Origin of the sequence: Rhizobium sp. BR 362 (assembly GCF_036528765.1) — a bacterium.
Lineage (GTDB): Bacteria > Pseudomonadota > Alphaproteobacteria > Rhizobiales > Rhizobiaceae > Rhizobium.
This window is the reverse complement of the sequence record NZ_JARWGH010000012.1, coordinates 13,427-36,220: the sequence shown is the minus strand read 5'-3', so window position 1 is coordinate 36,220 and position 22,794 is coordinate 13,427. Positions and strand designations below refer to the sequence as shown.

The following is a 22,794-nucleotide window of genomic DNA, read 5'->3' as shown; positions in this document are numbered from 1 at the left end:
CTCAGTTTATTCCGTCGGACGTGTCATTGCAAATCTAATTGATCAGCCGCCAAACACCGAATGTTGGGCAAGCCTCAGAAACCACGAGGGAAATAGGCCGATGCCGATTGTGCCGGCGGCGGTGAAGGCGAGCGTGGCGCGCACCAATGGCGTCAGTGCCGGGGTAAAAGCCCTGCCTGGCTCGCGCATATAGATCACCATGACGATGCGGATGTAGAAGTAGGCGGCAACGGCGCTCAGCAGTACTGCGATCACCGCCAGCATGACGAAACCTCGCTCGACGAGCGCGACCAGCACATAGAACTTGGCGAAGAACCCGGCCGTCGGCGGAATGCCGGCCAAAGAGAAGAGATAGAGCAGCATCAGAAGGGCAAGCCCGGGATGCGACTTGGCCAGACCCGCATAGTCTTCGATGACCTCGCCCGAAAAATCGCCGTTCCGCATCATGATGACGGTACCGAAAATACCGAGGTTCATGAAGGAATAGATCAGTAGGTAGAGCATAACGCTCGCGATGCCGTCCGGACCACCGGCAGCCACGCCAAAAATCGCGAATCCGGCATGGGCAATGCTCGAATAGGCTAGGAGGCGCTTGAAATTATCCTGCACCAGCGCCACGAAGCTGCCGAGTGCCATCGTTGCAACGGCAATCACCGCAACGATGATCCAGACGTTCGAGGCTGCAACGAGCGGATTGAGAAACACGCGTAGGATCACCGCAAAACCCGCCGCCTTGGGCCCCACTGACATGAAGGCCGTAATCGTCGTTGGCGCACCCTCATAAATGTCCGGCACCCACATATGGAACGGAACCGCGCCGACTTTGAACACCAGCCCCGCGACGATAAAAACCACCGCCAGCAGTAATCCGGGATCAAGCGGGTCGCCGGTCACAGCCGCAGCCATCGCGTCCAACTGCGTCGTACCGGTGAGCCCATAGACCAGAGAAACGCCGAAAAGGAAAATCCCGGTCGAGACGGAGCCGAGGATCACATATTTCAGCGCCGCTTCGTTCGATCGCCGCTGCTGGCGCAGGAAGCCGGTCAGCACATAGGTGCAAAGCACCATGAGTTCGAGCCCCACATAGATCGACAGGAGGTCGGTCGCCGAGGCCATGATCATCATTCCCGAAAGCGCAAAGAGCAACAGAACGTAGTATTCGCTGCTCCCGATCCCTTCGACATCGGCATATTTTCGTGAAAGGAGGAATGTCAGAACGGTAGCCAGGTAGAACACGAGCTTGAAGAAGACCGCGAAGCGGTCGGCGATGAACATGCCTGCGTAAGCCGGCCGGGCCTCCCCTGCGAGCAGAAGCGTAACGGAGGCGGCGATCAACACGACTGCGACGGAAGCCCAGACAAGGAGATATTCCTGCTCTTTCCGTATAAGCTGTCCCAGGATCAGCAGGATACAGGCCCCGGTGACCACCACGATCTCGGGCATGCTCGCTACGATCGATTGGAAGAGCGCGGCGTCGGTCATGGACCACTCCCCTCACCGTGTACGTGCGCCAGCAGATGCTTTACCGAGACGTCGATGATGTTGAGAAAGGGCTTCGGATAGAGCCCGACCCAAAGCACGAAGACAGCCAGCGGCAAGATCGCGGCCATTTCGCGGCCATTCACGTCGTGTATCTTGAACCGGATACCGACGCTGGGTGGACCGAGCGCCACTTTCCCATACATGCCAAGCAGATAGGCCGCACCCAGCAATGCGCCCAAAACGGCCGCCGCGCCGGCGGTCAGGTTGACGGCAAACCCACCCGACAACACCAGCAACTCGCCCACGAACGAATTCGTTCCCGGCAGCGCCATTGACGATAGGGTGAACAGCGCAAGAAACGCGGTGTAAACAGGCGCCACCTTCATCAGCCCGCCATAGTCCGCGATGCTGCGAGTATGTGTCCGTTCGTAAATCAGGCCGACAAACAAGAACAACGCGCCCGTCGTTACGCCGTGATTGAACATTTGCAGAATGCCGCCCTCTAGCCCGCGGAGGTTCAGCGCAAAAATTCCGAGCGTCACGAAGCCCATGTGACTGATGCTGGAATAGGCCACCAGCTTCTTCAGATCGTCCTGCGCCAGCGCAAGCAACCCGCCATAGACGATCGCAAGCGCCGAAAGCCCCAGCATCAGCGGCCCATAATATACCGACGCCTGCGGCAGCATCGGCAGCGAGAACCGCAGAAATCCATAGGCGCCCATTTTCAAGAGCACTCCGGCGAGTATGATGCTGCCCGCCGTCGGCGCCTGCACATGAGCGTCCGGCAGCCAGGTGTGAACCGGGACCATCGGCACTTTGACCGCGAAGGCGATCAGGAAGGCGAAGAACAGCCAGGATTGGACCCGGAACGGCAAATCCTGAGCTGTGAGCGCAAGGATGTCGAAGGTCTTGCCACCGTGGAGATAGAGCACGATGACACCGATCAGGAACAGAAGGCTGCCCGCCAGCGTGTAGAGGAAGAACTTGAACGCTGCATAGACCCGGCCGTCGCCGCCCCAGACGCCGATGATCAAATACATCGGGATCAGCATGGCCTCCCAGAAGACGTAGAACAAGAAGAGGTCGAGCGCGCAGAACACCCCCAGCATCAGAGCCTGCATGACCAGCAGAGTAACCATGAACTCCTTGACCTTGCGGTCGATCGCAACCCACGAGGCGAGCACGCAGATGCCACTCAACAGCGCCGTCAGAAACACGAAGAGCGCGCTGATTCCGTCGATGCCGAGCGCGTAAGTGATCCCGAGTGCGGGCACCCACAGGCGCGTCTCGGTGAACTGCATCGCGTGGCTAGTGGTGTCAAAGTTCGCAAGCATGACGATGCAGAAAGCAAGGTCGAGGATGGTGACGGCGAGCGCCGTCCAACGCGCCGCGTCGTCGCTGCGCAGAAACATCAGAACCGCTGCGCCGGCGGCAGGCGTGAAGATGATGAGACTGAGAAGCGGGAATCCCATCACACCCCCTACCGCCAGATCACGGCGAAAACGACGGTAGCTGCGATCACACCGGCGATCATCGCCAGCGCATAATGGGTGACGAGGCCGGTCTGCAGCCGCCGCAGCGCACCGCCCCCGCGCAGAATCGAGCGAGCAACACCGTTCACAACGGCGTCCACGCCGGTGAGATCAAACCGAAGTCCCGATCGCGCCGCTCCATGCAGGAAGGGAAGCGCCGCGGTCTCGGACACGTCGCTCACCGCCTTCTCGTAACGCGCCAGCGGTTTTTCGGCGAGCCACATGAAGCACCGCGCACCCTTGCGATAGAACCAGTCGGTGTCGAGGCTGATCGTGTTCTCTGGATCGAGCGCCTTTAGGAACAGCACGAATCCCAGGGCGGTGAACATCAAGAGGCCGAGGCTCTCGGTAACATGGAGGCCTGTGTAAGGTTGGAAATCGACAGGATAAGGCAGAAGCGCATAGAGCGGCTGCGGAAACACTCCGATCGCGATGCAGAGCACCGCCGCCATGGCCATCGCAACCAGCATGTTGCGTGGCGGTTCCCTCGCCTCCAGTTTCCGATCGGTGCCGAAAAACATGTAATACGGAAGCTTGAGGCCGGTGTGCAAGAACGTGCCAGACGACGCCATCGTCAGCGCCAGCACCACCAGCGCCCGATGATCCTGCCCAGCGGCTGATATCACCATCGATTTGGTGACAAAGCCCGAGAAGAACGGAAAGGCCGAGATCGCGAAAGCACCGACCATGTAGAGTGCCACCGTCAGCGGCATGGTCTTGTAGAGCCCACCAAGCTCCGTGAGCTTGCGCCGTCCGGTGACGTAGATCACCGCCCCGGCCCCCATGAAGAGCAGGGCCTTGTAGAGGATATGCGCGAAGGCATGGCTGGTGGCTCCGTTCACCGCCATCTCCGTCCCTATGCCGATGCCAGCCACCATGTAACCCACCTGACTGACGATGTGATAGGCGAGGAGCCGCCGGCAGTCGTTCTCGAGCACCGCGTAGATGACGCCGTAGAGCGCCATCGCCGTGCCGAGCCAAACCAGAAGCTCGGTGCCTGGAAACGCCCGCGCCAAGACATAGACGGCGGTTTTGGTGGTGAAGGCGCTCATGAACACCGCCCCGGTGACGGTCGCCTTTGGATAGGCATCGGTGAGCCAGGCGTTGAGTGGCGGCACCGCCGCGTTGAGAATGAATCCGACGAGGATCAGATAGGCGCCCAGGCCCATTCCTCCTTCGATCGGACCCCGTTCCATTGGCCCAAAGAGCAACGAGCCGGTGGCGAGGTCGTGAAGAATGATGCCTCCAAGCAAAACCACGCCGCCGGTGATATGAACCATGAGATACCGGAACCCTGCCTGGATCGCCGGCCCGCCGCGCTGCGCAAAAACCAGGTAGGCGGAAGCGAGTGCCATGGTTTCCCAGAACATGTAGAGGGTGAGGTAATCGCCGGCGAACACCACACCGAGCGCTCCGCCAACATAGATGAAGGCCGCCACGTGTTGGCCAGCGTCCGTTAGGTGCAGCGCATAGACCATGCCGATCAGCGCCATGATGGTGAAAACGGTGGCGAAGACGATGCTCAACTTGTCGACCTTCGCGATCAAGATTTCCTGCCCGATGAACCACGCCTCGCCATAGCTGCCGGGCTGCATCATGAGCACGGCAAGGATCGCTAGCGTCGGGATTGCGAGCAGATAGACTTTGCGTATCGATCCGCCGAGGAACGGGATCGGCAGAGCACCGAGAATGAAGAGCAGAGCCGGATGAATGAAGTCAGTCATAGTAATCCTCGCGCCGCATCAGCCCGACCCGATGGCCGAGGAACTTCGAAACGAAGATGATCAGTACGCAGGAGCCGAAGCCGTAGACGGCGGACCAGCCAGGCAGGCGGTCCCACAGATATTCGGCGTGTTCGCGAGAGACCAGAAAGTCAGCCGCGACGATCAGAATGAGCACCAGATAGAGCAGTCGGCGCCGCAGCCTCGCATATTCTTCATCACCAAAGAAGTCGATGACACGCTTGATCATTTGACCACTCCGTCCGCCAGGGTGAGGAAATAGCCGGGAAAGATGCCCATCAGCACCGACAGGATGGCGGTCGCGACAAGCGGGATCGTGACCATTGGAATTTCACGGATCGTCGCCGGGCTTTCCTCAGTCTCCGTCCCGAAAAAGGCGGCGTAACTGATCGGCAGGAAATAGGCTGCGTTCAGGATCGAGCTCACCAGGAGCACAGCCAGGAACGCTATCTGTCCTGCCTCCACGGAGCCCAAGGTTAGATACCACTTGCTGATGAAGCCTGCGGTCGGCGGTATCCCGATCATGCTCAGCGACGCGATGAAAAAGGCGCCCATCGTCCAGGGCAGCCTGCGGCCAATACCCGCCATATCGCTGATATTTCGCTTGCCGGACGCGCAATAGATCGACCCGGCGCAGAAAAACAGGGTGATCTTTGAGAACGCGTGCGCAGCCATGTGGATAACGCCACCGACCATCGCGACAGGCGATAGCAGAACCGCGCCCAGCACGATGTAGGAAAGCTGACTGACTGTCGAATAGGCAAGCCTCGCCTTGAGGTCGTCCCGCGTCAGGGCATAGACAGACGCCATCAGGATCGTGAACGAAACCAGATAGGCCGTGGGAATGCCGAGGCCAAGTTCTCCGACTAGCTTGACGCCGAAGACATGGAACACCACTCGCAGCAAGCAAAACACGCCCATCTTGACTACTGCCACCGCATGCAAGAGCGCGCTGACCGGCGTCGGCGCCACCATCGCGGCAGGCAGCCAGGCGTGCATCGGCATCACCGCAGCCTTGGCGAAACCAAAAAGATAGCAGAAATAGACGACCGTCAGCAGCGCCGCTGAGGCATTGGTGCCCGCCAACAGTCCCCCTTCTACAAAATCGAGCGATCCCGCAATGGAGTAGGTCAGCGCCAGCGCGGCAAGCAGCACGCTTTTCGAGGCCCCCATCAAATAGACGAGATACTTGTGGGCGCCCTTCCATCCCGCTTCGTCCTCATGGTGATAGACGAGCGGATAGGTAACGAGGCTGAGCAGCTCGTAGAAGATGACCAACGTGAACAGATTGGCAGCGAAAGCGCCCCCAACTGCGGCCGCGAGGCTGGTTGCGAAGCAGGCGAAAAACCGGGTCTGCGCATGCTCATTCAGATGCCGCATATAGCCGATGGAATAAATCGCGGCCACGATCCATAGAAGCGACGAGATCGTGGCGAACACCATGCCGAGTGCGTCAGCCCGGAAAGCGAACTCGACCCCTGGCAAGATCTCGAACAGGCGCAAGTCGACGGTCCCGCCCGTCAGCACCGTCGGTGCCATTGAAGCGACAATCGCAAACAGAACAATTGCTGCTATTGGCGACACGATATCGCGGAGTTTCTCGCGGTTGTTCAGAAGCAGAATTGTTAGAGCCGCCAGGCCCGGGACGGCGACGGCAAGCAGTGGCCGGATCGATATCACCGGGTCCAAGCCGCTATCCTTTCATCATGGTCACGTCGTCGACCTTGAGGGTGGATTTGTTCCTCACAAGGGCGACCAAGATGCCAAGGGCGACGGCAACCTCCGCCGCGGTAATTGCGATGACGAAGATCGCGAAGATCTGCCCGCGGAAATCGCCGTATTGACGTCCAAAAGCGATGAAGTTGATGTTGACCGAGTTCAGCAGCAACTCCAGCGACATCAGCACCACCAGAATATTGCGCCTGAGCAACACTCCCGCCGATCCGATCACGAACAGGACCACTGCGAGCAAAATATACCACCAGAGCGGAACCATCACTCCGACTCCTTGCGCGCCAGAACAATGGCGCCGATCAGGGCCGCCAGCAGAATGACCGAGGCGACTTCAAACGGCAGGAGATAGTCGGCGAAGAGTGTCGTGCTGAGCTGCCTGATCTGATCGCCGCCACGCATAGCGACCGGCTCCGTGATCGAAAAGCGGGGGCTCCGGAGCACCAGCACGAGCATCTCGACTCCAAGCAGAACGAGGAGCACGAGAGCCGGCAGATTGGCGCCCGGCAAGAACCGCTGCAACACGGCTTCGCGAACATCGATCATCATGATTACGAATAGGAACAGCACCATGATCGCGCCGACATAGACGAAGATCTGGATGACCGCGAGCAACGGCGCTCCAAGCAAGACAAAAATTGCGGAGATCTGCAGGAAACACGCCATTAGCGCCAATGCGCTGTGAACCGGATTCCGCGCCACGACCACCATCAGGGCCGCAATCACGGACACCGTAGCGAACAGAAGAAAGAACCCCTGATCCATCGACGCCACCCTCCCACGCGAGCTCTCACTCGGCGCGAGACGGCCGGATTCGAGTTGGCTCCGCACTTCAGGTGCATTCACAAATTGTGCCCTAGTATTGGATTTTTCACAAGATTGTTGTCACTGGCGGAGAAGGCAAGCCGGTCCGCAGAATAGGTCGAGCCGGGCGGAAAGCCTGGGTCGATCTGGCTGGCCCAGCTTTATTGCGCATGAATGGCACGACATTGGCCGCTGTACGACGCGTTCAGAGGTATTTGTCGAGAGTTTATGACTTGAGCGATACTCGCCACCGGATCCATCCGCAGCTCGGGGCCTATTCCGCCGTCACCAATTCTTATCCCCTATCCGGAAAGCGCTGCAGCAGTGTAGTCGTCTCGTCACAGCTCAGCGGTCTCGTTTTCTCCCCGCGCAACAGCAAGAACAGTTTGGCCGTCTCCTCCAACTCCTCGCTGGAATAGACCGCTTCAGAAAGACTTACGCCGGCAACAATCGGACCGTGATTAGCCAGCAGAACCGCCCGGTTGCCGCCAGCCTGCGCTGCGACCGCGTGGGCCAAGGCTTCGTCGCCAGGGGGATAATAGGGCACGAGAGGCAGACGACCGACGCGCATGACATAATAGGCCGTAAGCGGCGGAAGCACATCATTATGGTCGAGGCCGCACAGGCAACTAACCGCGACGGAATACGTCGAATGCAGATGGACGACAGCCCGCGCGCGCGGCCGCTTCTCGTACATGACCCGGTGCAGAAATGCTTCCTTGGTGGGCGCGTCGCCAGAAATATGCCGCCCCGTCTCATCCAGCTTGGCAATGCGTGCGGGATCGATGGCTCCCATGGATGATCCTGTCGGAGTCATCAGCCATCCATCGTCGACGCGGACGCTGATATTGCCGGTCGATCCAGCGGTCAGGCCGCGGTCGAACAGCGATTTTGCATAGCCGGCGATCTGGTCGCGAATCTGTGTCTCGCTCATGCGGGCATATCCAGGGCACGTTCAAAGAAATCAGGACCACCAAAATTGCCGCTTTTGAGCGCCACCTGCAATGGTCGATCGGAGAGGGTCGTTGTCCATGGCACCCCGGGTGCAATTTCAGCGCCGATGGCAAGGCCCTGCACCTTGAGCGCCGAAATCACCGCGCCAGACGTCTCTCCGCCGGCCACGAGCAACCGGCTGACTCCGTTTGCCACGAGTCCCTCCGCGATCGCGGCCAGTGCGTGTTCCATCATGGCACCGGCCTGCTGGATTCCGTATCTCGCCTGGTTCTCTTCCACCTCAGCAGGATCTGCAGACCCATAGATTACGACCGGCTGGTCGGCGGGTTGGCTTTGCGCCCAGGAAAGAGTCTCCTCGATGACGGGACCCTTATTGGCTAGGGCGTCCAGGTCGATCCTGCGGCTCGGCCAGAGTGCCCTCGCCCTGGCAAGCTGCTCGCGGGTCGCGGCGGAGCAACTGCCCGCCAGAATTGCCGTTCGCGGCGGCGATGAGGATGTGGGCGTATGTTCCGCCGGCTTGCGTGGCGAAATGCCGAAATTGGCCGGCAGGCCCATGGCGAGCGCCGAACCGCCGGTCACGAGCTTGTGGCCGCGCACCGCGCGTCCGATGGCGCGCAGATGATCATTATGGATCGCGTCCGTGACGACGTAGCGCTGTCCCGTCTCCACGCTTCTGGCAAAAGCTTCCGCGATCGCGGCATGACCGGCGGAGATGATCTCATGAGGGATGAGGCCGACGCTGTGGACCGACTGTTCCGCCATCAGCGCGACCAGATCGGAACGATGCATCGGCGTCAGCGGATGGTCCTTCATCGGCGAATCCTGCAGCAACTGCCGGCCGACGAAAAGATGCCCGTTGAACACCGTCCGCCCGTTCTTGGGAAAAGCGGGACATACGACCGCGACCTTTGCATCAAGCGCATCGCTCAAGGCATCGGCGACGGGACCGATGTTGCCCTTAGCGGTGGAGTCGAATGTGGAGCAGTACTTAAAGAAAATCTGCTCGGCACCGTGCGCCCGCAGCCACCTAAGCGCATCGAGCGATTGCGCGACAGCTTCTGCTACCGGAATGGTACGGGATTTCAGTGCAACGACGACCGCCTCGGCGTCACGAACGTCGAATGCCGGCGTGGGAACGCCGATCGACATGACGGTCCGCATTCCCTGACGTACGAGAATGCTGGCGATATCGGTGGCGCCGGTGAAGTCGTCTGCGATGACGCCAAGAAGAATACCCATTGCTTATCCCCGTTTGTAAGGTTCGAACCAGCCCAGACCATCCGTCGTTCGACCGCGAGGATGATACTCGCAGCCGACATAGCCCGCGTAGCCGAGCCGATCGAGCTCGGAAAACAGGAATGGAAAGTTAAGCTCTTCGCCGTCGGGCTCCTGACGCGACGGCACGCTGGCGATCTGCACATGCCCGCTGATCGGCATCAGCTTGCGTAGGCGCGTCGTCACGTCACCATGAATGATCTGACAATGATAAATGTCAAACTGCAGCTTCACATTGGTAAGGCCAAGCTGACCGATTAGCTGCTCGGCCATACGGAAATCATTGAGGAAATAGCCGGGCATATTACGCCCATTGATGGGTTCCAGCAGAAGATTGAGCCGTTTTTCAGCGAGCCGATGAGCGGCATGCTCCACGGCACGACGATAACTTGCGTGCGCCTCCGGATCGTTGCAGTCGGCCAGGCCGGCCATCAGGTGAATGTTCTTTACGCCGGTGGCCTCGGCATAGACGAGCGCGCGGTCCACGCCGTCGGCCATATCGTCGAAGCGGCCCGGCAGCGATGCCATTCCTCGCATGCCGGCGTCCCAATCACCCGGAGGCATGTTGAAAAGCGCCTGGGTCAAACCGTTGCGGACAAGCCGTTCCTGGATATCTTCGGGCTTAAAGTCATAGGGAAACAGGTATTCGACGGCGGAGAACCCTGCCTCGGCGGCAGCGTCGAAACGATCGAGGAACGACCATTCATTGAACATCATCGTCAGGTTGGCGGCGAAGGCGGGCATGGCTCACCTCTTCTTTTCTGGAAGCGAGGCGCCGGAAAGCTGCGCGTAAAGGCGTGCAAGCGAAGAATCGTCGTCGCGCCCCATGCCGGCGCCGGAAGCCGCGAGATACATTTGCAATGCCGCTGCGCTGAGCGGCACCGGATAGCGTTCGGACCGCGCCATGTCCTGGATGATGCCGAGATCCTTGACGAAAATGTCGATGGCGCTGAGCGGCGTGTAATCGCCGGCGAGTACATGGGGGATGCGGTTTTCGAACATCCACGAATTGCCGGCGGATGCGGTAATCACCTCATAGACCTTGTCGAGGTCGAGCCCCAGTTTCGCGGCGAGCGAAATCGCCTCGCAGGCGGCAGCAATGTGAACCCCGGCGAGCAACTGATTGATCATTTTAAAGGCCGCACCGGCCCCGGCGGCATCACCAAGCTCATAGACTTTGGCGGCCATGGCATCGAGCGCTCGGCGCGCGGCGCTGAAGGCAGCCTTTGTCCCTGAGGCCATGACGGTCAGCTCGCCACTGGCGGCGCGCGCCGCTCCCCCCGAAATGGGCGCATCGAGATAGTGCACGCCCGTTGTTTCGAGCCGCGAGGCAAGCTTGCCGGCCACGGCGGGATCCATCGTCGCGGACGAAATAAACACGGAGCCCGGACGCATGACATCAGCAATGCCGCCGGCACCGAACAGGACGTTTTCCGTCTGCGCCGCGTTGACGACCACCGAAACCACGATGTCGGCTTCTTTTGCGGCTTCGGCGATGCTGGAGGCAGAGCGGCCTCCTGACTGCACGAAACGGGACACCGCATCTGCGGAAATATCGACACCGATCACATCGAAGCCGGCCTTCCTGAGCGAGAGGGCCATGCCCATACCCATGGCTCCAAGACCGATTACCACCGCCACCTGAGGGGTTTCCACGTTTTCTGGAAGGGTTGTCATATGATGATCCTTAATTGATGCAACGGATGGCCTCCCCGGCGTCTCACGTCGGGGAGGCGCTCATTCAGCGATTTACCGTCTTTGCTGGCACCGAAAGCGTGGCGATGCAACCGACCACCAATGCCGCCGCCAGGAAATACATGCCAATGGAATTGCTGCCCGTGGTGTCCTTGAGATAACCGATTATGAAAGGTCCCAGGAAGCCCGCAAGATTGCCGACCGAATTGATCCAGGCGATGCCTGCTGCGGCGCCGGTGCCGGCCAGAAAGGCTGTCGGCAAGGACCAGAACAGCGGCGCGCAGGTAATCGCACCGGCAGCCGCCAGCGAGAGCGCCGCGATGGCAATCCCGGTACTTGATGCGACGGTTGCGGCGATGAAGCCGATGCTGGCGACCATGGCGGGGATAACGAGATGCCAACGACGTTCGCGGAAATGGTCAGACGAGCGTCCGAGAACCAGCATGGTGATGAATGTGCAGATGTAGGGAATGGCCGAGACCAGTCCGACATTGAAATTGCCGACGACCCCGGAAGCTTTGACGAGAGTCGGCATCCAAAAATTCAAGCCGTATTGACCAAGCACGAAGCAGAAGTAAATCAGGCTCATCAGCCACACGCGGCCGTCGCTCAGGGTCGCGCCGAGGCTGCTGGGGCTTGCTGTCTTGATCCGGTTGTCAGCTTCCATATTGGCCAGCAGAACATCTTTCTCCTTTTGGTTCAGCCATTTTGCATCTTCGATACGGTTGTCGAGATAGAAAAAAACGACAAAACCAAGCAGGACGGCGGGGATGGCTTCAATCAGGAACATCCATTGCCATCCGGACATGCCGTGAAAAGTGTGAAGGCCGTCCATGATCCAGCCCGAAAGCGGATTGCCGAAGATGGCGGAAACCGGAATGGCCGACATGAACGTGGCGATGATCTTGGCGCGGCGATGGGACGGATACCAGGACGTCATGTAAAGAATGATCCCCGGAAAGAAGCCGGCTTCCGCCAGACCGAGCAGAAAGCGCAGAACGTAGAACATCGTTTCCGAGGTCGTGAATGCGAAAGCGGCGGAAACGATGCCCCAGGTGATCATCACGCGGGCGATCCATATCCGTGCCCCAACCTTGTTCATCAGCAGATTGCTCGGCACCTCGAAAAGGAAGTAGCCGATAAAGAAAATGCCGGCGCCGGCCCCATAGGCGGCCTCCGAAAGTCCGAGCTCGCTGGACATCTGCAATTTGGCAAAGCCGACGTTCACGCGATCAAGATATGCGACCACGTAACAGAACATCAGCAGGGGTATGATCCTCCAGAAAACTTTCTTGTAAGCAGTATTTTCCAAAGCATCGGGCACGCCTGCTGCGGCGGCCGATGCCTGATCCAGCACCGTCATTGCTCTCCTCCTCCAATGGGTATGGGTCTTCTCACCTCCCGCGCTCCGGATTGGCAGCGCTGCCATTCTTATAAATAATTTTGGCAGCGCTGCCAAGCAGTTTTTGGCAGCGCTGCCATTGTACAAGCAGGTCCGTTGCGAATATGGTTGCGAAGGTTGCCATTCAGCACTTTCCAAAGTCTTGAATGACAAGGGAAAACCCGCCGCCCTCGCGGGCGAATTCGCCAAACGGAGCTTGGGACGGAAATGGACCTGAAAAGTACTCCGATCACGCTGGCCGAGGTCGCGGACGCTGCGGGCGTTGGCGAAAGCACGGTCTCGCGCGTTCTGCGCAATCATGGGTCCTTTTCGGAAAAAACACGCGCGCGCGTCATGGCGGCGGTTGATAGGCTTGGTTATGTTCCCAATAAGATCGCCGGAGCCCTGGCATCGACGGGCACGCCGTTGGTAGCGATCATCGTGCCCTCTCTATCGAATATCGTTTTCGCCGATGTCTTGAGCGGCGTTACGAGGGGGCTAGAAGTGCGGCAGAAGCAGGCCGTGTTCGCGGTTACCGAATATGATCCCATGCGGGAGGAGGCGCTTGTCGCCGCCGTTTTGGCGTGGCGGCCGGAAGCGGTCATGCTTGTCGGCCTGGAACATACGGAAGGAACGCGGAAACTGCTTCGCGCCGCCGGATGCCGCGTTCTGGAATTGCTGGATATTGACGGAGAACCGATCGATATCGCTGTCGGGTTCTCTCATCGTTCGGCTGGCAGGGCTACCGCCGCTCATCTGATTGAAAAAGGCTATACGCGTATCGCTTATGTCGGCCACGACATCGAACGCGACACCCGCAGCGCAAAACGCTTCGAAGGATTTGTCGATCAGCTCAAACAGGCAGGGCTGGCGCTAAGAGATCGGGAAATCCTGAGCGCTCCTTCCTCCGTCAGCGCCGGAAAGGCCGGGTTGGCGAGTGTGTTAGGCCGATCCCCCGACATTGATGCCGTGTATTTCTCCAACGACGACATGGCGCTTGGCGGCTATTTCCATTGCCTGTCCGCGGGAATTCCCGTGCCTGACCGGCTTGCGATCATCGGCTTCAACGCGCTCGATATCTGCCGCCACACCCCGCAGCCCATTGCCAGTATTCTCACACGGCGTGTGGATATAGGAAGGCGGGCAGCGGAACTCCTTTTGGAGGATGCGCCAGCTCAGACGATAGATGTCGGATTCTTACTGGTGCCGGGCGAAACCGCTTGAGTTGTCCCATGCAAACTTGGTGATTGGACTCAGGACCGAAACCTACGATCTCTTCATTTGACCCCACTTGCAGATGAACGGATCAGAACCGTCATCGCGTATTAAGCTAAATTGTCTCCAGCGATTGAAAATCTAACGTCATAGCCGAATGTTTGTCACAGAACTTTGGCCATTATTTCTGATACCCTGACCACTCTACTACCCCTCATTAAAGCCGCAAAAATGGGCGCCACCGTTCAGTACCAGAAAGGCATTGGGTCGCCTCTGAACTTTATGGATTGGTTGCAAACGAAACCATGTCCTCTCACAAGAGGAACTCCAAGCACATTACGACGTAGGAGCTAGGCGTAGATTTTATCACCAAATGGTGCTATTTATTGCACCAGAACAAGGACACGAAACGATGCGATCGACCATCAATCTCGACGACGCTCTCCTGGAAAGGGCTCGGGCCCTGACCGGCACAAAAGAAACCGCTGCTCTGGTCCGCCAAGCGTTGGAGACGCTTGTCCGAGTGGAGTCCGGAAAACGCCTCATCGCACTCGGCGGAACTATGCCCGATGCAGAGGCAGCTCCACGTCGCCGGAGCGCAGCGGCCAAGTGATACTGGCAGACACTTCTATATGGATCGATCACTTCCGCCATGCTGATGCAGAGCTGCGCACGATCATTGAGGATGATCGTCTACTCTGCCATCCGGCTGTGGTTGGCGAACTGGGGCTTGGCAGCCTTCGGGATCGCGGGCGCGTGATAACGCTCCTGGCAGTCCAGCGCCAGGCGTTGGTCGCAACGCACGACGAAATGATGACAATGATCGATCGCCACGGTATTTTCAGTATGGGCATCGGCTATACAGATGCCCACTTGCTCGCTTCGATACTGCTTGATCGGCGGGCGACATTATGGACCAGGGACAAGCGTCTGCAGGCGGCGGCAGAAAAGGCAGGCGCTTCACTGCATACGCCGGCCAATGCGCGCAACTAAACACTTAAAATAGTGCTGCCGAGGTTCAGGCAATTGAATCGTCGTCCCCTGCACATCCCTCGCCGTAATACTTGCGCGTTAGTTGCCGATAAGTCGCAACAGGTTTATCTTCTTACGACGATAGCCACTTCGGAGTGAAGCCGAGATGCTGGTCAAAGATGTGATGACGGCTACGCTCGTCAAAATATCACCTGACAATAGTGTCGAGCAGGCGGCTCGAACTATGTTGGCCAGCCATGTGAGCGGAATTCCGGTTGTCGATGACAGTGGACGTCTCGTTGGCATCATCAGCGAGGGCGATCTGATCCGAAGAACGGAGTTGGGAGGTGCGGCGATCAGCTCACTCGCCGACACGACCACTCCCCACCGGGAGAGAGCGAGCGCTTACATAAAACGCCACTCGTGGCGGGTCGGTGATGCGATGACCGGCAATCCTATCACCATCAACGAAGACGCTTCCCTCGCGAAAGCCGCGAAGATGATGGAAGAGCACGGCATTAAACGAATTCCTGTCATAAAAGATGGCGATTTGGTCGGCCTCGTCAGTCGCGCCGATCTGCTCAAGGCATTTCTCGTGACCCGGCAAGATAAAACAATGACCGGCGACGACGCCATTCAACGCATCATCGCGACCCGCTTAGGGGAAAACACCGGACTGGAAGGGTTTGAGTTGCAGGTTGCCGTTGTTGATGGAATTGTGCATCTGTGGGGGAACGTCGACACGGAAGAGGGCAAGAAAGCCGCACGCATCGCATCGGAAAGCGTCAACGGTGTCAGAGGGGTTGTCGAGCACTTCTCATAGCTGCCTTCGTGATTGAGCTACCACCTATTCATCTCCACAGCATGTTCTGACAAGACGGAATACACTGCCAATACCCGGCTTTGATACGGTGTTGAAACGCATCGTCATGCAGCGGTCGATATCGAAAACGCTTCAGTTTGCCGCAACAATCGAGTTGTCCCGTATTCCAACGGGGGAATTGTAAAGAGCCAGCATCGATCTGCTTACAAGGTACAATGTCTCAAAGACGTTAAGATGGAATGGGCATCGGAGACAAAAGACATGACCAGTGAGCGCATAGTCCTTCCGAACCTGCCGCAGAACGATGCGCCGGAGGAGCTGCTGCAGCAATATGGCTGCGGACCGATCAAGTTCAACGGCAGTAACAACGCCCTCTACGAGCGACATTTGCTTTTTGACAACGCGCTCCCCTCGTCTGAAGTCGGGAACCGGGAGCGATACGAGGCAGCCGCCCGCTCCGTTCGGGACATCCTGTCTCAACGATGGCAGCAAACCGACCAGGCCTATAATCAGGAAAATCCAAAGCGTATTTATTATCTTTCAATGGAGTTTTTAATTGGTCGGTCGTTGAGCAACAACATCCTCAACCTGCGACTCGAGCCACTTGTCGGTCAATTCTTGAAGGAAAACCAGTTGGACGAGCTGGCGATCCTCGCTGAGGAGCCGGATGCCGGCTTGGGCAATGGCGGACTTGGGCGACTGGCGGCGTGCTTTCTGGATTCGATGGCAGCCATGCAATTGCCGGGTATGGGATATGGATTGCGCTACGAATACGGCATCTTCAAGCAGACGATTGTAGATGGCTGGCAACAGGAGCAACCCGACAACTGGCTGCGCAGACCCGATCCCTGGGAGGTGGCCCGTCCCCAACATGCTGTCACGGTTGAGCTCGGATGCTCTTTCGAGGTGCGCGGCGGAAATCTGAAAGCTATCACCGGCGCGCCATCGAAGCTTCTCGGCATACCCTACGACAGACCGATAGTCGGATATGGCGGCAAGACCATAAACACATTGCGGCTTTGGGCTTCAGCCGCTCCCAACAGCTTCGATTTTCAGGAATTCAGCGCCGGCGAATTCGTGAGTGCGTTGGCCGAGTCACTGACGGCGGAGACCGTCACTCGTGTGCTCTATCCGGACGACTCCACGAGCATGGGTCAAGGTCTGCGCTTCGTCCAGGAATATTTCCTGGTCGCGTGCTCTCTGGCAGATCTTATCCGCCGCTTTCGTATGAACAATAGCGACTGGAATAATTTACCTGACAAGGTCGCGATCCAGCTCAACGACACGCATCCGAGCCTGGCCGTTGCGGAGCTGATGCGTATTCTGCTGGACGATGCTGCACTGGGCTGGGAACGGGCCTGGGATATCACGAAGCGATCGCTTGCTTATACGAACCACACGCTTCTTCCCGAGGCGTTGGAGAAATGGCCGCTCCGATGGTTCGAACTCATGCTGCCGCGCCATCTGCAGATCATAGGGAAGATCGACCGCCTGCTGAGGCAAGAGGCGATGGTGCGCTGGCCAGATGATCAAGGTCGCGTCGAACGGGCGGCGGTTATCGAGCCCGGCGGCGGTCTCGTCCGAATGGCGCATCTTGCGATTGTAGGGTCTCACAGCACGAATGGCGTTGCCGCGATACACTCCAGGCTTTTGCGGGATGTCACGGTAAGAGATCTGGCCGAACTATATCCTGAGCGTTTCAACAATAAGACAAATGGCATTACGCCAAGGCGTTGGCTGCTCCTGTCGAATCCCGATCTTTCCAACTGCATCACCAATGCCATCGGAGACCGCTGGATTACGAAAACAGAGGACCTCGAGAGGTTGAAGCCGCTTGCCGACGATGGTGAGTTCCTCGGAGCCGTCCGCATGGCTAAGCGCCGGGCAAAATTACGCTTTGCCGAGTGGCTGAAATCGCAAGCGGGGATCCGGGTTGACCCGGACACGATCTTCGATAGCCAGATCAAACGCATACACGAATACAAAAGGCAACTGTTGAACGCACTGAGGATCGTGGCGCTCTATAACCGGATCCGAGAGAACCCACACATCGACATGCCGCCGCGTACCTTCTTCTTTGCCGGAAAGGCCGCGCCCGCCTATCACGTGGCGAAGCTCATTATCAAGTTCTTGAACAATCTTGCTGACACTATCGATGGCGACCCCGCAACACGTGGCCGTCTGCAGGTCGTGTTCATTCCAGAGTACTGTGTTTCGGTGGCGGAACGCCTCGTTCCTGCGAGCGACGTATCGAACCAAATTTCGACAGCGGGATACGAGGCCAGCGGCACCAGTAACATGAAATTCATGATGAATGGCGCCTTGACGCTCGGCACCCGAGACGGCGCGACGATCGAAATGGCCGACGCGGCCGGCGAGGAGAATTTCTTTTTGTTTGGTTTGACCGCCGAGCAAGTTGCCGCAAGCCAAGGCTGGTACAGTCCGTGGTGGCACTATGAGAATGAGCAGGAGACCCGCGCAGTTCTTGACCTGATCCTCTCCGGTCACTTCTCTCGTTACGAGCCTGTGCTGGCCGATGCAATGCGTAACATACTTCTGACCGGCGGTGACACTTACAGGCACTTAGCGGATTTCACCTCCTACATGGAGGCAGACATGCGTCTTCAATCGCTCTACGCCAAACCGCAAGACTGGACTAGAATGGTTGTGCGTAACCTTGCCGGTTCAGGAAGGTTTTCCAGTGATCGCACGATCTCGGAATATGCGAGCGCAATTTGGAACGCCAAGCCATGTCTCGTCCCGTAACGAACAGGATGATACCGTAAACTACAAGGAAAAGTGGCGTCCAGCCGGCCTACGGTGTGACCGGGGCATGATTTTATGCGATACTAAATAATGGAATTGGATGCATTGGTGCGGCGATAGCAAGCTCTCCGGCGGCATCAGTTGCCACTCATTGTTTTTGCGTCTGCATGCGCTATGGGCCAAGCAGCACCTCTCATTTCGTCGAACATCGCATCCGCAATCGTTGAATCGTTCTCAATAACAGTACGACTTCATCAGGGAGACTCCGATGGCTTCGCTTGAGACGGTAATTGGCAAACAATCTGCAGCAGCTGGAACCCGCACAGACAAACATCTGTCGGCCGATGAACTTCATTTGCTTGACGCCTACTGGCGGGCTTCCAACTATCTTTCGGTCGGCCAGATATACCTGCTCGACAATCCACTCTTGAGAAAACCGTTGGCGCGCGGACACATAAAGCCGCGCCTGCTGGGACACTGGGGAACATCCCCCGGCCTGAACATGCTCTATACGCATCTAAACCGGGTCATCAAGCGTGACGACCTTAATATGATTTACGTGATTGGTCCTGGCCACGGCGGACCATCGCTTGTCGCCCACGCCTATCTGGAAGGCACCTACAGTGAAGTTTATCCGGACGTCAGCCCGGACAAGGAAGGCATGAAGAGACTGTTCAAGCAGTTCAGTTTCCCAGGCGGCATACCAAGTCACGTCGCCCCGGAAACGCCGGGCAGCATTCATGAAGGTGGTGAGCTGGGATATGCCTTGAGCCACGCCTATGGCGCCGTCTTCGACAATCCGGATTTGATCGTCGCCTGCATTGTCGGTGACGGGGAGGCTGAAACTGGGCCGCTCGCAACCGGATGGCACGGGAACAAGTTCCTCAACCCCGCCCGCGACGGCTGCGTTCTGCCGATCCTGCACCTCAACGGCTACAAGATCGCCAACCCATGCTTCCTCGCCCGCATCCCCAGGGACGAATTGCGGAAGTTTTTCGAGGGAATGGGATACAAGCCCTACTTCGTCGAGGGGCATGATCCCGACGACGTTCACCAGCAGCTCGCCGGGACGCTCGATACCATCATCGCCGAAATCCGGACAATTTGGGCAGACGCCCGCGCGAACCGCAAAGTTAAGCGCCCCGTTTGGCCGATGATCGTCTTTCGAACACCGAAGGGATGGACCTGCCCGAAGGAGATCGACGGCAAAAAATGCGAAGATTACTGGCGATCGCATCAGGTGCCGATGGGCGAAATGGACAAGTCAGAGCACATTCGCATTCTAGAACAATGGATGAAAAGCTACCGCCCTGAGGAGCTCTTCGAGGAGAGCGGCCGGTTCAAGCCTGAATTGGCGGCATTGGCTCCCGCGGGCCATCGTCGAATGAGCGATAATCCGCACGCCAACGGCGGACTGCTTTTGCGTGACCTCAAGATGCCGGACTTCCGCGACTATGCCGTGGAGGTTTCCAGCCCCGGTGCTACGACGGTCGAGTCTGCGCGCGTGATGGGAAAATTCCTGCGCGACGTGATGAAAGCAAACCTCGAGAGCAAGAATTTCCGCCTGTTCAGCCCGGACGAAAACAATTCCAACCGCTGGCAGGATGTGCTGGAGGTCACGGACCGCTGCTATATGGCGGAAATCTATCCAGAGGACGACCATCTTTCACCCGATGGCCGCATCATGGAAGTTCTGAGTGAGCACCAATGCCAGGGCTGGCTGGAGGGCTACCTCCTGACGGGGCGCCATGGCTTCTTCTCCTGTTACGAGGCCTTCATCCACATCATCGATTCAATGTTCAACCAGCATGCAAAATGGCTGAAAGTCTGCAACGAAATCCCCTGGCGGCGACCGATCGGCTCGCTGAACTATTTCCTCAGTTCTCATGTCTGGCGGCAGGACCATAACGGCTTCAGTCACCAGGATCCCGGCTTCATCGACCATGTTGTCAATAAGAAAGCGGATGTCGTCCGGGTCTATCTGCCCGCGGATGCCAATACGCTTCTATCGGTGACGGACCACTGCTTGCGCAGCCGCAACTATGTCAACGTGGTTGTCGCGGGCAAGCAACCCGCCCCGCAATGGCTGACCATGGATGAGGCCGTCAGGCATTGCACCATGGGCGTCGGCATTTGGGAATGGGCGAGCAACGACAGGGGCAGTGAGCCCGATGTGGTGATGGCGTGCTGCGGCGACGTTCCGACCCTCGAAACACTCGCGGCGGTCCAGTTGCTCCGTGAACATTTGCCCGAATTGAAGGTGCGGGTCATCAATGTCGTGAACCTGATGAAGCTGCAGCCCAAGGAGGAACATCCGCATGGATTGTCGGATCCTGATTTCGATGCCCTATTCACCAAGGATAAGCCAATCATCTTCGCCTTCCACGGTTATCCTTGGCTGATCCATCGGCTCACATATCGCAGGACAAATCACGACAACCTCCACGTGCGCGGTTACAAAGAAGAAGGCACGACAAGCACGCCCTTCGATATGGTGGTCATGAACCAGCTTGATCGGTTCCATCTCGTCGAGGACGTCATCGACCGGCTGCCCCAACTGGGTGCCCGCGCTGCATACTTCAAGCAGGCAATACATGCCAAGCTGATCGAGCATCGCGAATACATCGAGAAATATGGTGATGACATGCCCGTGATAAGCGGATGGAAGTGGGGCGTGAAAGGCACGACACAAGCATCCCGAAAGACATCCACGGAAGGAGACAACGTCTAAGGGGCGCCGAATGGCGCCTTTTCGTCGGAACTGTTCCCAGCCACTATGACCCAAATGCTCTCGACCGACCCCGATCTTGATCGTCTGCCCACCGAGGAGGATCTTCGGCGGCTGCAGTTCACTACAATGCTCTACTATCTTCAGTGCACCAATCCGGATAACGGGCTCGTTCGCGACAAGACACAAATCGATGCGCCTGCCAGCATCGCCGCAGTCGGAATGGCTTTGGCAACACTCCCTGTCGTTGTGGAGCGCGGCGTCATCATTCGAGCTTTTGCGGCCAAGATTGCCCGGAGGCGCCTGGCGTTCTTGCTGTCATGCCCACAGGGGCCTGAACCAGACGCATCCGGTTACAAAGGTTTCTTCTACCATTTCCTGGACATCGAAACCGGCCGCCGTGTCTGGCAATGCGAATTATCCACCATCGACTCGGCGTTCCTCTTCGCTGGAGCTTTGACCGTGGCCGCCTATTTTGATGGCGACACCACGGACGAAGTTGAAGTCCGCCGGCTCGCCAATGAAATCTACGAACGAGCAGACTGGAATTGGGCTTGTGATCACGGACTGACTCTCACGCACGGGTGGCGGCCAGAAAACGGGTTTATTCCCTATCGCTGGCGGGGATATGATGAGGGCCTGCTGCTTTACTTTCTCGGCTTGGGATCGCCGACCCATCCCTTGCCGCCCGAAGCCTATGCCGCGTACACCGAAAGCTATGAGTGGAGAAATATCTACGGGCGTGAGCTGCTCTATTCGGGACCGCTTTTCACTCACCAGCTCTCGCATATGTGGATCGACTTCCGCGGCATCCGCGACGAATTCATGAGGAATCACGATAGCGATTACTTCCGAAACAGCCGCGACGCAACCTACGTCCAGCAGGAGTATGCCATCCGCAATCCTATGAAATTTGTTGGCTATGGAAAGCACTGCTGGGGATTCACGGCAAGCGACGGGCCCGGCTGGATCAAGAAGACGGTCGACGGCGTGGAACGGGAATTCTTCGATTATGTCGCCAGGGGCGCGCCCTTCGGACCGGACGACGGGACCGTCTCGCCGTGGGTGGTCGTCGCCTCCCTGCCTTTTGCGCCGGAGATAGTCGTTCCGACCGTCCGGAATTTTGCGCAAATGCGCCTCGGCATGACCCACCTCTATGGGTTCAAACCGTCGTTCAACCAGACCTACACTCAAGAAGGCGGTGAGAAAGGATGGTGGATCAGTCCCTACCACTTCGGTATCGATCAGGGACCCGTCGCCTTGATGATCGAAAACTACAGGACAGGACTGCTCTGGAATATCACGCGCCGCTGCCAGCCGATCGTAACCGGCCTGCGCCGCGCAGGTTTCACGGGAGGGTGGCTCTAGGATGGCGCTACGAAGAATACCCCGGCGGACGGGCCGGCGTGTCGGCGATACTTTTGTTGCGGACACTCCGGCCTACACGAAGACGCTGGTCATCATCGACGCGGCGATCAACATTGCGCCCAACCTGGATGGCAGGCGTGATATCGGCCAGAAAGCGCTCAAGCCGCGCACGCAGTTCGACCTTGAAACGCCGAGGGCTGTCATCCCCTCAGCACTTTTACTGTCAGCGGCCAACGCGGCCCGCACCCGCCTCGTCTTTCGTGTGGCCGCCTTAACGCCTGCAGATGCGCGGCGTCATTCTGCTGCCGTTCAGAGCTCGTGATGGC

21 protein-coding genes are annotated in these 22,794 nt (G+C 58.2%); 8 read left to right on the top strand and 13 right to left on the bottom strand.

What is annotated here, in order from left to right:
* Nucleotides 1–42: 42 nt before the first annotated feature.
* The 13 genes from QDY28_RS16910 to QDY28_RS16850 all read right to left on the bottom strand — a co-directional run bounded on the left by QDY28_RS16910 (nucleotide 43) and on the right by QDY28_RS16850 (nucleotide 12,741).
* A complete protein-coding gene (locus tag QDY28_RS16910; RefSeq protein WP_331382834.1) occupies nucleotides 43–1,482 on the bottom strand; it encodes an NADH-quinone oxidoreductase subunit N in 1,440 nt (479 codons plus the stop codon).
* Nucleotides 1,479–2,954, bottom strand: a complete 1,476-nt coding sequence (locus tag QDY28_RS16905) for an NADH-quinone oxidoreductase subunit M (RefSeq protein WP_331382833.1) — start codon at nucleotides 2,952–2,954, stop codon at nucleotides 1,479–1,481. The genes QDY28_RS16910 and QDY28_RS16905 overlap by 4 nt, the downstream gene beginning before the upstream one ends.
* Before the next feature lie 8 nt (nucleotides 2,955–2,962).
* Complete coding sequence (locus QDY28_RS16900) at nucleotides 2,963–4,738, bottom strand: Na(+)/H(+) antiporter subunit D (RefSeq protein ID WP_331382832.1); 1,776 nt, start codon at nucleotides 4,736–4,738, stop codon at nucleotides 2,963–2,965.
* Entirely contained in the window at nucleotides 4,731–4,985 is a 255-nt protein-coding gene (locus QDY28_RS16895) for a hypothetical protein (RefSeq protein ID WP_331382831.1), read from the bottom strand. Before QDY28_RS16895 ends, QDY28_RS16900 begins: the two co-directional genes overlap by 8 nt.
* Entirely contained in the window at nucleotides 4,982–6,445 is a 1,464-nt protein-coding gene (locus QDY28_RS16890) for a monovalent cation/H+ antiporter subunit D family protein (RefSeq protein WP_331382830.1), read from the bottom strand. The genes QDY28_RS16895 and QDY28_RS16890 overlap by 4 nt, the downstream gene beginning before the upstream one ends.
* 4 nt (nucleotides 6,446–6,449) lie before the next feature.
* Nucleotides 6,450–6,752 (bottom strand): NADH-quinone oxidoreductase subunit NuoK, encoded by a 303-nt coding sequence (nuoK, locus tag QDY28_RS16885; RefSeq protein WP_331382921.1) that lies wholly within the window; start codon nucleotides 6,750–6,752, stop codon nucleotides 6,450–6,452.
* Complete coding sequence (locus tag QDY28_RS16880; protein WP_331382829.1) at nucleotides 6,752–7,252, bottom strand: NADH-quinone oxidoreductase subunit J; 501 nt, start codon at nucleotides 7,250–7,252, stop codon at nucleotides 6,752–6,754. The genes nuoK and QDY28_RS16880 overlap by 1 nt, the downstream gene beginning before the upstream one ends.
* Before the next feature lie 334 nt (nucleotides 7,253–7,586).
* On the bottom strand, nucleotides 7,587–8,225 hold the full coding sequence (otnC, locus tag QDY28_RS16875; RefSeq protein ID WP_331382828.1) for a 3-oxo-tetronate 4-phosphate decarboxylase: 639 nt from the start codon (nucleotides 8,223–8,225) through the stop codon (nucleotides 7,587–7,589).
* Nucleotides 8,222–9,484 carry a 3-oxo-tetronate kinase gene (gene otnK, locus QDY28_RS16870; protein ID WP_331382827.1) on the bottom strand — a complete coding sequence of 421 codons (1,263 nt, stop codon included), beginning with the start codon at nucleotides 9,482–9,484 and terminating at the stop codon, nucleotides 8,222–8,224. The genes otnC and otnK overlap by 4 nt, the downstream gene beginning before the upstream one ends.
* 3 nt (nucleotides 9,485–9,487) lie before the next feature.
* Nucleotides 9,488–10,264 (bottom strand): 2-oxo-tetronate isomerase, encoded by a 777-nt coding sequence (gene otnI / locus QDY28_RS16865; protein WP_331382826.1) that lies wholly within the window; start codon nucleotides 10,262–10,264, stop codon nucleotides 9,488–9,490.
* Nucleotides 10,265–10,267: 3 nt separating this feature from the next.
* Complete coding sequence (gene ltnD, locus QDY28_RS16860) at nucleotides 10,268–11,197, bottom strand: L-threonate dehydrogenase (protein WP_331382825.1); 930 nt, start codon at nucleotides 11,195–11,197, stop codon at nucleotides 10,268–10,270.
* 64 nt (nucleotides 11,198–11,261) lie between these two features.
* Nucleotides 11,262–12,578 (bottom strand): MFS transporter, encoded by a 1,317-nt coding sequence (locus QDY28_RS16855; RefSeq protein ID WP_331382824.1) that lies wholly within the window; start codon nucleotides 12,576–12,578, stop codon nucleotides 11,262–11,264.
* A 31-nt stretch (nucleotides 12,579–12,609) separates the two neighbouring features.
* Entirely contained in the window at nucleotides 12,610–12,741 is a 132-nt protein-coding gene (locus tag QDY28_RS16850) for a hypothetical protein (RefSeq protein ID WP_331382823.1), read from the bottom strand.
* Between the two features lie 83 nt (nucleotides 12,742–12,824).
* On the opposite strand from QDY28_RS16850, the gene QDY28_RS16845 reads away from it, so the two are divergent.
* The 8 genes from QDY28_RS16845 to QDY28_RS16810 all read left to right on the top strand — a co-directional run bounded on the left by QDY28_RS16845 (nucleotide 12,825) and on the right by QDY28_RS16810 (nucleotide 22,790).
* Complete coding sequence (locus tag QDY28_RS16845) at nucleotides 12,825–13,820, top strand: LacI family DNA-binding transcriptional regulator (protein WP_331382822.1); 996 nt, start codon at nucleotides 12,825–12,827, stop codon at nucleotides 13,818–13,820.
* 403 nt (nucleotides 13,821–14,223) lie between these two features.
* Nucleotides 14,224–14,424 carry a type II toxin-antitoxin system VapB family antitoxin gene (locus QDY28_RS16840; protein WP_126919113.1) on the top strand — a complete coding sequence of 67 codons (201 nt, stop codon included), beginning with the start codon at nucleotides 14,224–14,226 and terminating at the stop codon, nucleotides 14,422–14,424.
* Nucleotides 14,421–14,804, top strand: a complete 384-nt coding sequence (locus QDY28_RS16835; protein WP_331382821.1) for a type II toxin-antitoxin system VapC family toxin — start codon at nucleotides 14,421–14,423, stop codon at nucleotides 14,802–14,804. Before QDY28_RS16840 ends, QDY28_RS16835 begins: the two co-directional genes overlap by 4 nt.
* 145 nt (nucleotides 14,805–14,949) lie before the next feature.
* On the top strand, nucleotides 14,950–15,606 hold the full coding sequence (locus QDY28_RS16830; RefSeq protein WP_331382820.1) for a CBS domain-containing protein: 657 nt from the start codon (nucleotides 14,950–14,952) through the stop codon (nucleotides 15,604–15,606).
* A gap of 261 nt (nucleotides 15,607–15,867) precedes the next feature.
* The gene (locus tag QDY28_RS16825) at nucleotides 15,868–18,372 is read left to right on the top strand and encodes a glycogen/starch/alpha-glucan phosphorylase (protein WP_331382819.1); all 2,505 of its coding nucleotides are present in this window, start codon (nucleotides 15,868–15,870) and stop codon (nucleotides 18,370–18,372) included.
* 268 nt (nucleotides 18,373–18,640) lie between these two features.
* The gene (locus QDY28_RS16820) at nucleotides 18,641–21,103 is read left to right on the top strand and encodes a phosphoketolase family protein (protein WP_331382818.1); all 2,463 of its coding nucleotides are present in this window, start codon (nucleotides 18,641–18,643) and stop codon (nucleotides 21,101–21,103) included.
* A 45-nt stretch (nucleotides 21,104–21,148) separates the two neighbouring features.
* A complete protein-coding gene (locus QDY28_RS16815; protein WP_331382817.1) occupies nucleotides 21,149–22,468 on the top strand; it encodes a glucoamylase family protein in 1,320 nt (439 codons plus the stop codon).
* A gap of 1 nt (nucleotide 22,469) precedes the next feature.
* Nucleotides 22,470–22,790, top strand: coding sequence for a hypothetical protein (locus QDY28_RS16810; RefSeq protein ID WP_331382816.1), 321 nt, complete (start codon nucleotides 22,470–22,472; stop codon nucleotides 22,788–22,790).
* The last annotated feature ends 4 nt before the right edge of the window (nucleotides 22,791–22,794 follow it).